Source organism: Paenisporosarcina antarctica (assembly GCF_004367585.1).
Taxonomy (GTDB): Bacteria; Bacillota; Bacilli; order Bacillales_A; family Planococcaceae; genus Paenisporosarcina; species Paenisporosarcina antarctica.
This window is the reverse complement of the sequence record NZ_CP038015.1, coordinates 608881-623556: the sequence shown is the minus strand read 5'-3', so window position 1 is coordinate 623556 and position 14676 is coordinate 608881. Positions and strand designations below refer to the sequence as shown.

Sequence of the window (14676 nt, the reverse complement as noted above, 5' to 3'; positions counted from 1 at the left end):
AAAAAGCTGTAATGTTAAGGTATTCTTTAACCTACCTATATATCTTATTCACCACGTATTTTCTAGATTATAATAAAAGACATCTAATTCCCATTGTGTTCACTCAAGGGAGCGTTATTTTGAACGTTTTAAGGAGAGATAAATTTGAACACAAAGGCTTTATTAATGGCATTTATTACGATTATTATATGGGGTTCTGCTTTTGCTGCTATACGTGCTAGTTTACAAGGTGGCTACGATGCCGGTCATCTAGTGCTAGTTCGTTATCTTATTGCATCTGGGTTATTTCTCATTTATGCCTTGTGGCCAGGGAGCAAATTCCGTTTACCCAACAAAAGCGATTTATTAAGAATTATTATTCTCGGCTGGACAGGTATTAGTGTCTATCATATCGGGGTAACTTTCGGTGTACAAACCATCACTGCTGGTACAGCTGGTATGCTAATAGGCTCAACACCCATCTTTACTGCGATCATCGCTATCCTAATATTAAAGGAACGTTTAACCTCTCTTGGATGGATTGGACTCGGTGTTGGGTTTATTGGGATTTTGTGCATTACATTGGGATCAACTGGCCCATCCCTCACATTGTCTAATGGAGCGATTTTAGTTTTAATAGCGGCAGTTGCAACATCCGTGTTCTTTGTATTTCAAAAAACATTGTTAACTCGTTACAATCCGATTGAATTGACAGCTTATTTTACTTGGGCAGGGACGCTTCCTTTTTTCTTTTTTTCGCCCGGACTTTTTACATCCATTCAAAACGCCACAATCGAAGCTCATTTATCTACCCTTTATGTGGGTATTTTTCCGGCTGCCATTGCTTATGTCACTTGGGCGATTGCCCTTTCTTTAGGTAATGCAAGTTCTGTAGCCAGTATGATGTACCTCGAACCGGCAGTTGCGATTTGTGTTGCATGGATTTGGCTAAGTGAATGGCCAACAACTCTGTCGTTAATTGGAGGAATAATTGCACTATCTGGTGTCTTCATCATAAATGTCAAAGGTAAAACCATTCTTTCTAAAAGGTGGACGCGACAAATTTAATTGTCCTCTTTTTTCTTAAAGAGAAAAATACATAGGTGACAGAATACATGATTTATATAAGGAGAATGTAAATGTTTAGCATTGTAAACTTTGAAATTTTTATTTTGACTGCTATTCTATTAAACCTAACCCCAGGACCAGACACCATGTATATAATAAGCAGAAGTATTTCTCAAGGAACGAAAGCAGGTATTTATTCTGCACTCGGTATTACCTCAGGTTCTATCGTTCATACTTTGTTAGCTGCCTTTGGTTTATCTATTATCTTAATGAATTCTATTTTTCTATTTAATACCGTTAAAATAATAGGCGCTGTATATTTAGCTTATTTAGGCATTAAGATGATCCTAGCTAGAAAGACCACTGCTCCAGAACCAAAACACGTTCAAGTGATGTTACATAGAAAGATATTTCTACAAGGGTTGATAGTCAACATTACAAATCCTAAAGTGGCACTATTCTTTATTGCATTTATACCTCAGTTTATCAGTCCAGAAAATTCAAGCCCTCTTCCATTTCTACTTTTAGGTCTTACTTTTTGCGTAACTGGTGGCATATGGGGCTTTTTTATTGCTCATTTCTCTTCTCAATCCACAAATAAATTAAGAGGAAATAAGAACGTTCAATTCATTTTAAATAAATTAACAGGAATCGTTTTTATTGCAATGAGTATAAAATTATTAAAAACAAAGGCTACTCAATAGTAGAGATTTATTTTGAGATGATTATTCCTCCCAGAAATGAGGAGAAATATAAATTCCGTTTCTTAAGCATTCATATAAAAGACACCTATCATCTGATTGAAGGTGTCTTTTGTATGAATTAAATAGAATTTAAATGTTAGAATTCTGTAAAATTTTTCCCCCTATAAATTTAAGTCCGTTCTAGTACTCTTCCTAAAGTATTCATTCATCATTTGTTGGATATAGACGTTTTTGCTTGCTTTGATCTTTAAGAATAACTGTTAATAGTTGCTGGATGAGAGCTGTTTCTTCAGTTGCAAATATAGGGTCAGCTAGATTTTTTTCTTCTAGTGGGTCTTTGGTAAGATTGTATAATTCAAATTCATCTGATACTGGTGCATTTGGACATTCTTCTGTTTCATCAAATTCATTAGCATCAGAGTTACTCGAAAACTGAGGATTATCAAAGTAACGAGCGAATTTCCAAATCTCTTTTACATTTCCAGCTCCAGTTTTAAGTTTTGTTATGACAGCTTCGATGTGATTAGGTTGAACAACTGATTTATATGGCTTACCTGTTACCGTAGTTTGGTTTAATCCTTTCGTCACATCATCATCAGTCATAAAATAGATAGGTTCATCCACTCTACAAAATTGTTCACTCCCTTCCAGTAGTGGCGTCAAGTTTCTACCGACTAATGGTTTTACTTCCGTATGATTTTTTGAAAGTTTCGCTTGTAGACACTTTTCATTTAATCCCGTTAATCCTAACAATGTAGGCAGGATATCAACATGACTAGTAAGCACATCCGTTTTTTCGCTTTTAGAAAAAAGAGCATGGCTATGAATGATTAATGGAACATGGATGGACTCTTCGTACATGTTATACCACTTTTGATGTAGACCACCATGCGCACCTAATAACTCACCGTGATCTGAGGTAAACAAAACGATTGTATTTTTATAGAAAATCGAGTTTTTAAGCGCATTAAAGACCTTGAGCATTTCTTGATCCGCTTTTTTTTGCAAACTGTAATATAGATGGCGATAAAAATCGTTATCTAAAATTGGCTGTAATGCTTTAGGATACGTGATTCGATAACTTTCCTGTGCCCTTGGCTTAGTAAGAAGTGACTCACCTACTGTAGGAGCTGGAGGTATTAACGGAAGTGTTGGGTCAACCTCAAAGCTAAACGAGGGATTAAGAGCTGTGAATACACCATATAAAGCAATATCATGTGGATTTACAAATGAACACATCGCAAACCATGGTGTATTTACTTTTGAATCCTGTGATTCTTTTTCTAATGACTTTATCAGTTTGACTGTTTCTTCTGAGTACACCACGTCACGACCGCTTAACCCAATTGCTGCGGACGAACCTGAATTACGTGGGCTTGTTCCATGAGGTTCTGGTCCTATCCAACCAGAGAACCCAAAAGGATCAAGACGGTTAGCTTCTTTATAAACCTCTTTTTTATTTTTAATAGGTACACCCGTTATCTTGTTATAGCTAGGAACTCCATCGTGTGTTCCTGGAATTAAAACATCTTCATCTGAAGCGTGCCATTTCCCTTTCCAAAATGTTTGGTATCCTTTCCCACGAAAATAATCACCCATAGTAGGAACTGTATTAGGATCGAGCCAAAATACGTCTGGTTCAAAGGATTCTTTTGCAACTCCAGTCGTTTGAGAAACTCCATGTAATGATGGATACTGTCCTGTATATAATGTGGTTCTACTTGGCGAGCAAGCAGTACTCCCTGCATAATGATTTAGGAACTCCATCCCGTTTTTTCGTAATAATTGTTGTGTAACTAAGTTTTCTTCACTCCATTTCTGTAACTCTTCATTTTCATATACAGCAGGAAATCGTTGCTGATCGACCATTAAAACAAGAATATTCGGACGTTTCTTTTTGTTCTCGTTCTTTCTCTGTCGTTTTTTACTCAACCCTATGTCACTCCTACTCATTATTAGGCTTCCTAGTACTATATGTTCATCCGAAAGATATTATCAATCAAAGTGGAGTAGACATGCATTTGTGTTTCAAATAAGCTTTCAAACAATCTGTCCCGATTGTGATTGTGTAGTAAAAGTTAAATTCTCTGCCACATAAAGATTGATTATAATATGGTATCGTAATAAATTGATTAAATATATTCGCTATAAATCGGTAACTCCCTTTGAACTCTACCTATTAATTTATAAAAAAAAGAATGATCTGCAACCTCTATACAAGAAAAGCAGCCGAAGATGTAATTTCGGCCGCTCTTGAAGTTCCTATATATACAGTTTGTTCAACAACTCAGACTTTCATCATCTAAAGATGACACCCTCGTTTATTTAGGTAACTAATTCAGGTCAAATAAGTAGACACCGTCTAACCTCCAACCGTCTTATAAACATTCTGTCTAGAATGTATTCCATCTGCAATCGTATCATCGACAACAGATTTTGGTGAAAGTAGAACCGATGGCACTTCGATTTTTCTATTGTTCACTTTTTAACTTTCACCGACTTTTTCACCTTTCGCTAACGCTACTGCAGGCTGTTCTGCTTTATCCGTTAGCGCTTAGATCAGTTTATAAGACTGTCATTGACTGAGTACCTTCAACAATTCGCTGCACGGCTACCAGTTCTGCGTCTTGCCCAACCACTGGAACTTTTCCTACAAACCCGTGTTCCATGAGTTCCTGAATGCACCGCCAGCTGTTGGATCATTAGCAATGATGACGGCGTCAATTTGATTATCATTGGCTTTTAAATAACATGGTATTAAGATCTTTGAATACCCCATATAAAGCAATATCATGTGGATTTACAAATGAACACATCTTAAACCATGGATGTTTACTTTTGATTCCTGTGAATCTTCTTCTAAATTCTTAATCATTTTTACTATTTCTGCTGAGTACACCTCATCACGACCGATTAATCCAATTGCTACGAATGATCCTGATTTTCGTGGCTTAATCAATGAGGCTCTGATCCATTTCCTAAAAAAAACGCAGAGCCGAACTAATTGAATAAGTCACTAAGTTCGGCTTTTTTTCAACAAGTAATTCTGCGTAGATGTTAGTGTCCGTCGTTCGGCTTTACCATGATGCAAATCGAGCATTAAAAAAGTTGAACAAAGTTTGTCACTTTTGCACTTCGTAATGAAGTTCGACGAATTGATTGAAACGTCTCGTTCCTTTTAAAGAAAGTTCTAGTTGATAATTATCCTCTTTAAACAAGGAAATACCTGTTCCAATTAAAGTAGGTGCAACTGTAAGTATAATTTCATCCACTAATTTTTCCTTTATAAAAGGATGCAATAATTCTCCTCCACCGACAATCCAAATATTTTTCCCTTCTTCATTCTTCAGTTTATTTGTAAAATTAACGATATCTTCATTAACAAATTTCACATTCTTGTTTTCACCGTTTACAGATCTCGAAAAAACGAAACATTCTTTATTATATGGAAAATCCTCTGTTTCTTGGTTCAAAATCCAATCGTACGTTTTTCTTCCCATTATAATTGTATCCACAGTTTCATAAAACTCTGAGTACCCATTATCATCTTCGCCTTCAACTTTAAACAACCAATCTAATGATTCATTTTTTGTCGCAATATATCCATCTAAACTCGTAGCAATAAACGATATTAATTTCCGTTGACTACTCATCATATCCCCATCCTTATAAGTTTTTTCCCATTGAAATAGAGTTGGTCTTATATCCAATTTTTTATATAGAGTGCAAACATATTAATTTCCACCAAAAACACTTAATCCAAGGGATATTATTCATGAAATCTTCACCATTATTTCTAATTTTGAAGTACAGAACTGGCATACATCATTCTGAACTCTCCTTAATATAGATGATAGATATATGCAGGCGAGCTATCACTATCCGGTTGTATACTATACCAAATCATCCATACCTTTTCTTTCTTTTCAATTCAACGAATAGTGTATAAGGATTGACCTTCTGAATTTTGTTTATTTGGAAGTAACCCTAACCGGTTTTATGCAATTAAACTGATTATATCACTACTACTTCAAAAAAAATGAATAATCAAACATATCAAGTTGAACTAGTAAGAGGATATCAGTAAATTTTCTGTCTTGAAATATTTATTAATAAACCTTAATTCTATTTAAGGAACTAATCGTATTATTTTATTTTCAGAAATCATTTCCTGCTACTTATTAGTATTCAGATTCAGTTCTTATATCAGGACATATTAAGCAGATTCCAATATACAGTGAAGTAACTTACCATAACTATCAATGAAAATACAGATGCCCATAGTGCATTTTCTCTTATGCTTTTTCTTCTTATCGCAGAAAACAGAAAAACCAATAGGTTAGGAGAAGCTCCAATTGCTGAAAAAAATAATAAAAATTTAATTATATCGATTTTAGGGGGGCGACCAGTTGCTGAGCCAAATCCCATGACAGCAGTAAAGTACATCATAAAATGAAACCCAATTAAAAGGATATTAATTAGCAAATACTCCTTAAACGTTTTCAAGAATCTCTCTCCTTTTTCATTTCACTATGTTAATAATTTGAGGGAAAATTAACTCTTTTCTATGTAAACTCTTTATAAATGTGTATCCTGATTGTTTCAATCGATATCAGGACAGATTTAACAGCTCCCAAAATACTGTAAAATAACCTATCATTACAATCAATGAAAACACTAATGCCCATAGCGCATTTTCTACAATTTTTTTCTTTCTAATTGCAGAATACAGAAAGATAAAAAGGTTAGGAGAAGCTCCAACAATAGACAACGTAAGTATCGCTTCAAAAACCACAATTTGAGGCGGATTAGGGCTACCACTGCCAAAACCCATGGCTGCTGTGAAGTACATCATAAAATGAAATACAATTAAGAAGATATTAATTAGCAAATACTTTTTAAACGTTTTCAAAAATCCCCCTCCTTTTTCCTTTCACTTTGTTCGAGTAATTATATAAAAGATTACTAGTTAAATAATGTCTTTTTCTCTATTTAGTCTTTCCACTTCGTTTTCCAAATAATTTAGCCGTTTATTTATTCTATAAATAATCGGTAAATATGCAATGACAACAATGATTAACCACCCCATATTCTAAGCTCCCTTTTGATATCGATAAGTTAATTAAACTTTATCTCCCTTATTTATAAATAGTTCTAGTACTTTTGTGTATATTTTTGGCTGATCAGAATGAATTAAGTGCCCTGCAAAGGGAATGATTGATACGTGGATATTCTCTTTCATTAACGGGTACATGATAGCGCCTTTTGTTTCATCTTTATTTCCTTCACCAACCATAAATACAACAGGACAAGCAATGCCTACCAAATCTTTTGTCTCTTCAAATGGGTACCATTCTTCATTTCGTCCCATAAAGAGGAACTGCTTCCAATCAGATCTATGTACACGATTAACGTATTTTACCGATTCTTCATGAATTATCATTTTTAGTAATGCTGTTTTCACTCCATTCCTCCTTATCTCCGTATGTTGAATAATTATTACATTCGCTAAAAATGCTAAAATCCCTTTAAATTCCAATTTATTTTTATACTTTCACCTCTAGTTACTCTACGGATTTCCTGATATTAAACAAAATAAAATCAGCCGAATATATAATTTCGGCTGATTTTGAATTTAGCATTAAGCTAAGATGAGTTATTCTGATTAAATTCATCTTTCAGAACACCCATTAAAATGGAGTCATAATATTGTCCATTATAAAAGAGTTCATCCCTGACTATTCCTTCTTGTTTAAATCCTAGCTTTTCATAAGACTTCTTTCCTCTAGTATTGTAAGAAAAGACATTCAATCCTATCCTATGTAAATTTAATATTTCAAATCCGAATTTTAGTAGCAATGACATCGCTTCAGTACCATAACCTTTGCCCCAAAATTCACGATTGAATATAGAGACTCGAACTACCGAGTTTCGGTTTTTGTGATCAATATCCAACAAGGCAATATCCCCAATAGGTTGATCATTTTCTTGCAAACAAATTATTAGATCTACCCTGCTACTATCTTCTGATATGTTTTCAAACCATTTTTGAACTCCTAATCGACTAAATACAACTTGTGTTCCTGTTAGTCTCCTAACCTCCTTGTCCCAAAGAGCTTTAGCATAGAACAAATCTAGGTCTTCATTTTCTATTGGTCTAAGATAAACTCTTTTACCCTCTAAGAATTTTATTGCTTCGTATTTTTCCGGATCTTTCATGCTAATCACCCTTTTCACCATTTATTTTCCTCGATGTTTAGGAATTAAATTTTCATCTGAGTGGATTTCAGACCTACACTTTTATCAACTTAACTTCACAGATTCATAAATAAGTGTTCTGTTGCAGCAATCCTTTATTCTCCCAAAGTCTGATAAACATCCTGTCTAGAATGGAAGCCGTCTGCAATAATCGTGTCGTCAATATTTAACAAATCAACAGCTATTGGTGAAAGTAGAACCGATGGCACTTCAATTTTTCCGTTGTTCACTTGTTGATAACCATATATATTTTCACCTTTTGCTAATGCGACTGCAAGTTGTGCGGCTTTGGTAGTTAGAGATTTAATTGGTTTATACACAGTCATTGACTGCGTACCTTCAACGATCCGTTGAGCGGCTGCCAGCTCTGCGTCTTGCCCAGTCACTGGGACTTTTCCTGCAAGCCCCTGTTCCAGGAGTGCCTGAATAACACCGCCAGCAGTTGCATCATTGGCAGCGATAACTGCGTCAATTTGATTACCATTCGCTTTTAACGCTTCTCTCATGTTTACCAGTGCATTCGCAGGTTCCCAGTCCTTCGTCCATTGGTCATAGACAATGGTAATGTCCCCTTTATCGATTAACGGCTTAAGCACATTGAATGCGCCTTTCTTAAATAAATGCGCATTATTATCCGTACTTGCGCCACCGATGTAGACATAATTGCCTTTAGGAACCAACTTGGTGATTGCTCTCGCCTGCATTTCCCCCACTTGCTCATTGTCAAATGACACATATAAATCGATTTCCGCGTTTTTCACCAAGCGATCATACGCAATTACTTTAATGCCTGCCAAATGAGCCTTGTGAACAATTGTTGCAGTCGACTCAGCGTTGTGCGGAACAAGTATAAGCAAATCGATGCCTTGACTAATCAAAGTTTCAGCTTGAGATATTTGCAAAGCATCGTCACCGTTCGCTGCCATAATCTCCACTTCCGCTCCTAAAGCTTCCACTGCCTCTTTGAACAAATCCCTATCTTTTATCCAACGCTCCTCTAATAAAGTGTCCATTGAAAAACCAATTTTAATTTTTTCATTCGTAGATTCTTTATTTTCTGTCGTCTTAAGAGGAGTTGTCTTCTCTACCTTCTCTGTTCTGACTACTTCCTTTTCACAAGCCGAAGCGATGAACATGAGTACCAATGCGAGCAGGATGAGTCTTCCTTTGATTAATATCTGTCCCATTGGCATCTCTCCTGTACTTTTGTATTTCCTTAGTCTTTTTTGCCCAAAAAACTATTTCGATATTCTTTCGGTGAAACACTACACACCTTTTTAAACACCTTGCTGAAATAATTAGGCTCGTGATAGCCTATCTCATATGTGATTTCTTTCAAGCTTTTCTCGGGATCTCTTAGTAGTTTTTTAGCTTTTTCAATCCGACATTCAGTTAAGAAATCAATGTAATTAATACCCAATTTTTCCTTAAACATTTTACTAATGTAAATTGGACTCAAATCCACTTTTCTTCCTAATGCATCCAAAGAAATATCTTCATGTGAATGGTCAAAAATATATTGTTTAATTTGATGAATCTTATCTACCTCTACTCTGTCATAGTGCTCTACATAAGATTTCTTCATTCGACCAATTAAATGTTCGGTCTCTACTCGTAGCTGACGATAATCCTGCGCTTGTAAGGAATAAAAAGGTGCTTCCGTTTCAATGCCCATCTCGCTCATTACGCGCGTTGTGATCCAAAGTAATTCAAGAACACGTTGCTGTGTTTGTAGTAAAATGGCACCTCCGTTCTCGTATCGATGAATTATAGCCATCACGTTAACATGGACTTGTTCCCATTGCCCAAGGCGGATTTGTTCAAAAAATTGCTTCTCCAATTGTTTGGCTTCTTGCCCGTCGCTTATAGTACTCAATGCAGGCACATCTGAATAAAAACGGTATTTACCCGCAAGAGTTGTATCCATCGTTGCAATTAATGATTCCTGGTAGGATTGTCTAATTTGGTCCTGAGACTCACAGACGTTTCCAATTCCAACAAACCAACCTTCTTGGAGATTGGATTTTCTTGCTATGGAGAGTATTTCATTAGCGAGGAAAATCGCTTGTGAACGGAATGATCTGTGCGGCTCTCTAAATACAATAATCGGAAGTTGGCGACCGTATAAAGCCCCTACCCAACCGCTTCCTATCTGTCTAACTTTCTCTTTTACTTGTGAATAGTATATTTCTGAGCCTGCCGGTAGTAAAATGACCATGACAAATTTTTCATTCGTTGACCGAATGTCCAACATCTCAACCAGCATGTCAATATGTACTTCATGCACATGGTCAAATAATAATTGGGTAACGACGTCTGTTTCAACAACTGTCAATGCGTTTTGTATGGCTGCTTGTTGGAACTTGCTCGTAGCTAGTGAATGTTGCTCTATCTCACTTTGCTTCAGTACTTTTCCAACCGTCGCGACGATTTCGCTAGCTTTACTAGGTTTTAATAAATAGTCTTTTACACCAAGCTTAATCGCTTGTCGTGCGTAATCAAACATATCAAAAGCTGTTACCATCACGAATTTAATGCTAGGATGTTCTTCGCTTATTTGTGCTATTGCTTCAAGACCATTCATCCCCGGCATCATTATATCCATTAGGATTAAATCCGGTTTAAACTCATCGGCCATTTCTACAGCAATTTTCCCATTTTTCGCTTGTTTAATTTCTAGCTCTGGATAAGCTTTATGCAGGATGGCTTGCATTCCGTCCCGCTCAATTGGTTCATCATCTACGATCAGGAGCTTTCTCATTGTTGTCGATTCTCCTTATTTTCGGTATTTTCAATACAACTTTTGTACCTTGACCTTCTGTGCTATCGATTTGGATGACGTCCTCAAAGCCATAAAACAGACGTAAACGCTTAACGACGTTACTAAATCCGATTCCAGTTGAATGCCCTTCCGTTTCGACTAAGCGTTCCTCCAGGATTTGCGTAACTTTATCCTTCGACATGCCCACTCCATCGTCTTCAATTTCAATCGTCACTGAGTCGTTTTCATCTAGTACTCTGAACCAAATGCTGCCTCCATCTTCCTTTGGTTCGATTGCATGAATAACTGCGTTTTCTACAATCGGTTGTAAGGTTAGGCCGGGAATCTGCACTTGCAAACAAGACTCGTCTATGTCCAAATGAAAGTCTAAGCGGTCGGTGAATCTTGCTTTTTGAATCTCCATATATTGCTGCAAAACGACGACTTCTTCGTGGATTGTAACGGATCTGTCCAAACGTTTTAAATTGTAGCGTAATAGCCCTGCGACACTTACGAGTAAATCACTCGTCTCCTCAGCACCTTCTAGATAAGCCTTTTTGGAAAGTGTGTTCAGTGTATTAAACAAGAAATGTGGATTTATTTGACTTTGCAGACTGCGAAGCTGACTCTCTTGCAAGAGAAGCTTGTTCTGCTGGAGTTCATGCTCAAGCTGAGCTTTCTGCTGAATTTCTGAGATTAAGTTATTGATGTTGATTCGCATATGATCGAATGTTTTTGCGAGAAAAGAAATTTCGTCATTAGACTCCACTTTTATTGGCCGATCAAATCGACCCTTAGACAGTTCATTCGCCGCCTTCGTAAGTTGTTGGACTGGTCTCGTAATAGTCAACGAGAACCAATACGTGAGCAAAAGTAGGAACACGATAATTAATAGAAGTAACCAAATTCCGAGCTTTTTAAATTCGTCCGATTGCTCTATAATTTCACGATAGAATCGGTCATATGTCTTCAATTCTGTGTCGATAACAGTTAGTGTCATTTCAGAAATATACTTAGAGATGCGCGTCGCTTCAGAAAACTCTTTCGCGGATGCCTCGACTTCTTCCTCGGACTGAAACTTCAGTGATCGATTAGTCGTTTCAATGAAACTATCGATTAAATTAATATAGTTGGTCAATGCGAATTCGTTCTCTACATTTACCAAATTGTAAACTTCGTACTTCGCATATCGAATTTCTTCTTGACTCATATTAATTTGCTCAAGATTAGTCAGTGATGGATTAAGTAGATAGTTGTTAAGATCCGTAATCACTTGTTGGCTTGCACTCGTTACTTCATTCATGATTAAATAACGCTGCAAAATATCATTATATTGATTTTGTGTTTTCTGATTATAATAGGTAAATGCTAGCCAAATCGAAAGCATGATTAATAATACGACACTGGCGAGCATCCATATTTTCTTCTGAATAGTGTTCATTACATATTTGTCGCCTTTACTATACGAATATCAGTGAGATAACCATCCATGTTAAGAGGAACGGCTTCATCTGTTAACCATTTCATGATTAAATTCACGCTGAGCTCCCCCATCTTCTCTGGAGATTGTTCAAGCATCCCATCGAGTTTTCCTTGTGTTAACAACGAGAACGATTCAGTTCCATCGTCAAACGTATAAATATGAAACGGCTCGACTCGAGAGCGTCTGCCGATTTCTTGAATCATGGCTCCCGCATTGTTCGCATTAACAGCGATAAACGCATCCACATCTGGTAACTGGTTTAGTAAATCCTGTGTAGTTGTGATGACCTGTTCCTTCGTATCGGGTGTTTCTGCGTACAATGTTTCAACGTTTGGGTAGTCTTTTAGAATATCTTGGATTCCTTGAAGTCGTTGTTGTTGATGATACTCTTGTTTACTTTCACCTAATATGATGACTTTTCCTGAGGAACCCATGTCAGCTATCAACTGCTTGGCTATCATCTTCCCAGCCAAGATTTGATCAGAACCAACATACGTTTTTCTAAGACTCTCTTCTATTGGAACGTCATTTGCCACGGTAATAATCGGGATTCCAGAAGATGCAGCCTTGAATTTCGTCAAGCTACTAAACTCTTCCGTGTCCAGCCCCTGCACGATAATTCCATCCATTTTCGAATGGATAGCAAGTTCAATTTTTTTCAAAAAATCATCTTGGTTATTGCCATAACTTCCCCATACTTCGAGGCTCACTCCTTCTTGTTGAGCTTGCTGTATCGCCCCTTTGGCAACTTTGTCCCAAAATGGAGTTTCAAGTTCTTGTGTAATAAGAACAAGTCGATATTGTTCCTCATTTAGGGCTGAAGTTTGAGGCTGTTGAAAATCGGAGTGAAACACCTTTTCTGCCGATATAAATGTAAAATAACTAAGAATAGTGAATATGAAACAGAGTATAATAATGCTTATTTTCCGCATAGCAGTGTCTCCTTTTCCCTATGTGAAACTCTTTTCATCTTACCATCTACCGGATAATATTCAATGCTTTCTGATAACTTACAGGAGGTATGAATCACCTTATTTGAGAGTCGTTATGAGCAAGCTCTAAATAACTGTTTAACCTTCGCTTATACTAGTAAATAAGTTTAGACGGAGTGGGAGGAGTAAGGGATGTTATAGGGGGAAGATGTAATTAAGTAAAGGTTGAACTTAACACTTGTATTACGTTTTTGGGGACACCTATTTTGATAGGTGCCCCGGATACTGTTACAATAATAAGTAATGAGCTAAAATCTACCCTCTTTGTTTTCGGGTCATAACATCAAAGATTACCGCTCCAGCCAATACTCCTCCACGAATCATATACTGATAGGATATCCCTACACCCAGTAGATTCATCCCGCTTGATAAAGAGGCCATAACAATTGCTCCGATAATAGCACCTGTTACTTTACCGACTCCTCCTGCAGAAGATACACCACCAACGTAAGCCGCCGCGATTGCGTCAAGCTCGAATAGTGTACCTGCAGTCGTTGTTGCGGACTGGAGACGCGAGGTGAAGAGAATACCGGAAAGTGCTGCTAACATACCCATCGATCCAAAGACGATATACGTGATTTTCTTCACGTTGATGCCGCTAAGATGGGCAGCTTCGGGGTTACTTCCAACTGCATATATATGTCTACCCAACACTGTTTTTGTTGTAAGGAAATGATAGACAACAACGACCAACAGCATAATAACAACCGTCCATGAAAACCCATTATAGCCTGCTAGAATCCAAGTAATATAAGCAATAATGGCTGAAACCATTACCAATTTCATGATGAAAATCTTTTTAGAGACCACTTCAAACTGATACTTTATTTTACTTTTACGTGTGGAGATTTCACTGTAAATGTACAATAAAATACCGACTAAACCGACAAGTAAAGACAGTAAATGCAAACCATTTATTTGAAGAATCGAAGGAATAAAGCCATTACCAATTGCATTAAAGTTATCGTCCTTTATGATAATCGTTCCTGTTTTTTCAGTCACTTGTAAAAGTGCTCCACGGAAGATAAGCATTCCAGCTAAAGACGCTACGAACGAGGGAATCCCTATAGAGGCTACTAAAACACCATTAAATAATCCAACAACAACTCCGAGTACAAGAATAATCGGGATGGTCAAATAAATTGGCATTCCCACTTGTGTGAGGAGGATTGCGGTGATGGCACCAAGGAATCCTGCTGCAAATCCTACAGATAAATCAATATGTCTAATGACGATTACTAATGTCATCCCGACAGCTAATACGGCAATATACCCTGCAGAATCTAGTAAATTACTAATATTACGAGAAGACATAAACAATCCATCCGTCATGATAGAGAAGGTTAGCATAATGACAATCAAGGCAATGTACATGCCATAGTCACGAATATTCACTTTAAATAGAGACTTTGCTTCATTAATAAAGTTCAT

Annotated in this window: 14 protein-coding genes; 2 read left to right on the top strand and 12 right to left on the bottom strand. The window is 36.8% G+C overall.

Features of this window, described 5'->3' with window-relative positions; all coding sequences use genetic code 11:
- Window positions 1-144 precede the first annotated feature (144 nt).
- Both E2636_RS03080 and E2636_RS03075 read left to right on the top strand, forming a co-directional pair.
- Entirely contained in the window at window positions 145-1047 is a 903-nt protein-coding gene (locus E2636_RS03080) for a DMT family transporter (RefSeq protein WP_134208914.1), read from the top strand.
- A 71-nt stretch (window positions 1048-1118) separates the two neighbouring features.
- Window positions 1119-1751 carry a LysE family translocator gene (locus tag E2636_RS03075; protein WP_134208912.1) on the top strand — a complete coding sequence of 211 codons (633 nt, stop codon included), beginning with the start codon at window positions 1119-1121 and terminating at the stop codon, window positions 1749-1751.
- A gap of 201 nt (window positions 1752-1952) precedes the next feature.
- On the opposite strand, the gene E2636_RS03070 is transcribed toward E2636_RS03075, so the two are convergent.
- The 12 genes from E2636_RS03070 to E2636_RS03015 all read right to left on the bottom strand — a co-directional run bounded on the left by E2636_RS03070 (window position 1953) and on the right by E2636_RS03015 (window position 14676).
- Window positions 1953-3704: a sulfatase-like hydrolase/transferase gene (locus E2636_RS03070; protein ID WP_134208910.1), complete on the bottom strand. Its 1752-nt coding sequence runs from the start codon at window positions 3702-3704 to the stop codon at window positions 1953-1955.
- Between the two features lie 847 nt (window positions 3705-4551).
- Window positions 4552-4710, bottom strand: a complete 159-nt coding sequence (locus E2636_RS18880) for a hypothetical protein (protein WP_166669474.1) — start codon at window positions 4708-4710, stop codon at window positions 4552-4554.
- A 163-nt stretch (window positions 4711-4873) separates the two neighbouring features.
- Window positions 4874-5404: a dihydrofolate reductase family protein gene (locus E2636_RS03060; RefSeq protein ID WP_134208908.1), complete on the bottom strand. Its 531-nt coding sequence runs from the start codon at window positions 5402-5404 to the stop codon at window positions 4874-4876.
- 553 nt (window positions 5405-5957) lie between these two features.
- Entirely contained in the window at window positions 5958-6257 is a 300-nt protein-coding gene (locus tag E2636_RS03055) for a hypothetical protein (protein ID WP_134208906.1), read from the bottom strand.
- A 106-nt stretch (window positions 6258-6363) separates the two neighbouring features.
- Window positions 6364-6663: a hypothetical protein gene (locus tag E2636_RS03050; RefSeq protein ID WP_134208904.1), complete on the bottom strand. Its 300-nt coding sequence runs from the start codon at window positions 6661-6663 to the stop codon at window positions 6364-6366.
- Between the two features lie 210 nt (window positions 6664-6873).
- Window positions 6874-7215 (bottom strand): alpha/beta fold hydrolase, encoded by a 342-nt coding sequence (locus E2636_RS03045; protein ID WP_134208902.1) that lies wholly within the window; start codon window positions 7213-7215, stop codon window positions 6874-6876.
- A 182-nt stretch (window positions 7216-7397) separates the two neighbouring features.
- Window positions 7398-7970, bottom strand: coding sequence for a GNAT family N-acetyltransferase (locus E2636_RS03040; protein ID WP_134208900.1), 573 nt, complete (start codon window positions 7968-7970; stop codon window positions 7398-7400).
- 134 nt (window positions 7971-8104) lie between these two features.
- The gene (xylF, locus tag E2636_RS03035) at window positions 8105-9196 is read right to left on the bottom strand and encodes a D-xylose ABC transporter substrate-binding protein (protein WP_134208898.1); all 1092 of its coding nucleotides are present in this window, start codon (window positions 9194-9196) and stop codon (window positions 8105-8107) included.
- 29 nt (window positions 9197-9225) lie between these two features.
- Complete coding sequence (locus E2636_RS03030) at window positions 9226-10770, bottom strand: response regulator (protein WP_134208896.1); 1545 nt, start codon at window positions 10768-10770, stop codon at window positions 9226-9228.
- Window positions 10745-12211, bottom strand: a complete 1467-nt coding sequence (locus E2636_RS03025; RefSeq protein ID WP_134208894.1) for a sensor histidine kinase — start codon at window positions 12209-12211, stop codon at window positions 10745-10747. Before E2636_RS03025 ends, E2636_RS03030 begins: the two co-directional genes overlap by 26 nt.
- A complete protein-coding gene (locus E2636_RS03020) occupies window positions 12211-13185 on the bottom strand; it encodes a sugar ABC transporter substrate-binding protein (protein ID WP_134208891.1) in 975 nt (324 codons plus the stop codon). Before E2636_RS03020 ends, E2636_RS03025 begins: the two co-directional genes overlap by 1 nt.
- Window positions 13186-13500: 315 nt before the next feature.
- Window positions 13501-14676 (bottom strand): sugar ABC transporter permease, encoded by a 1176-nt coding sequence (locus E2636_RS03015; RefSeq protein WP_134208889.1) that lies wholly within the window; start codon window positions 14674-14676, stop codon window positions 13501-13503.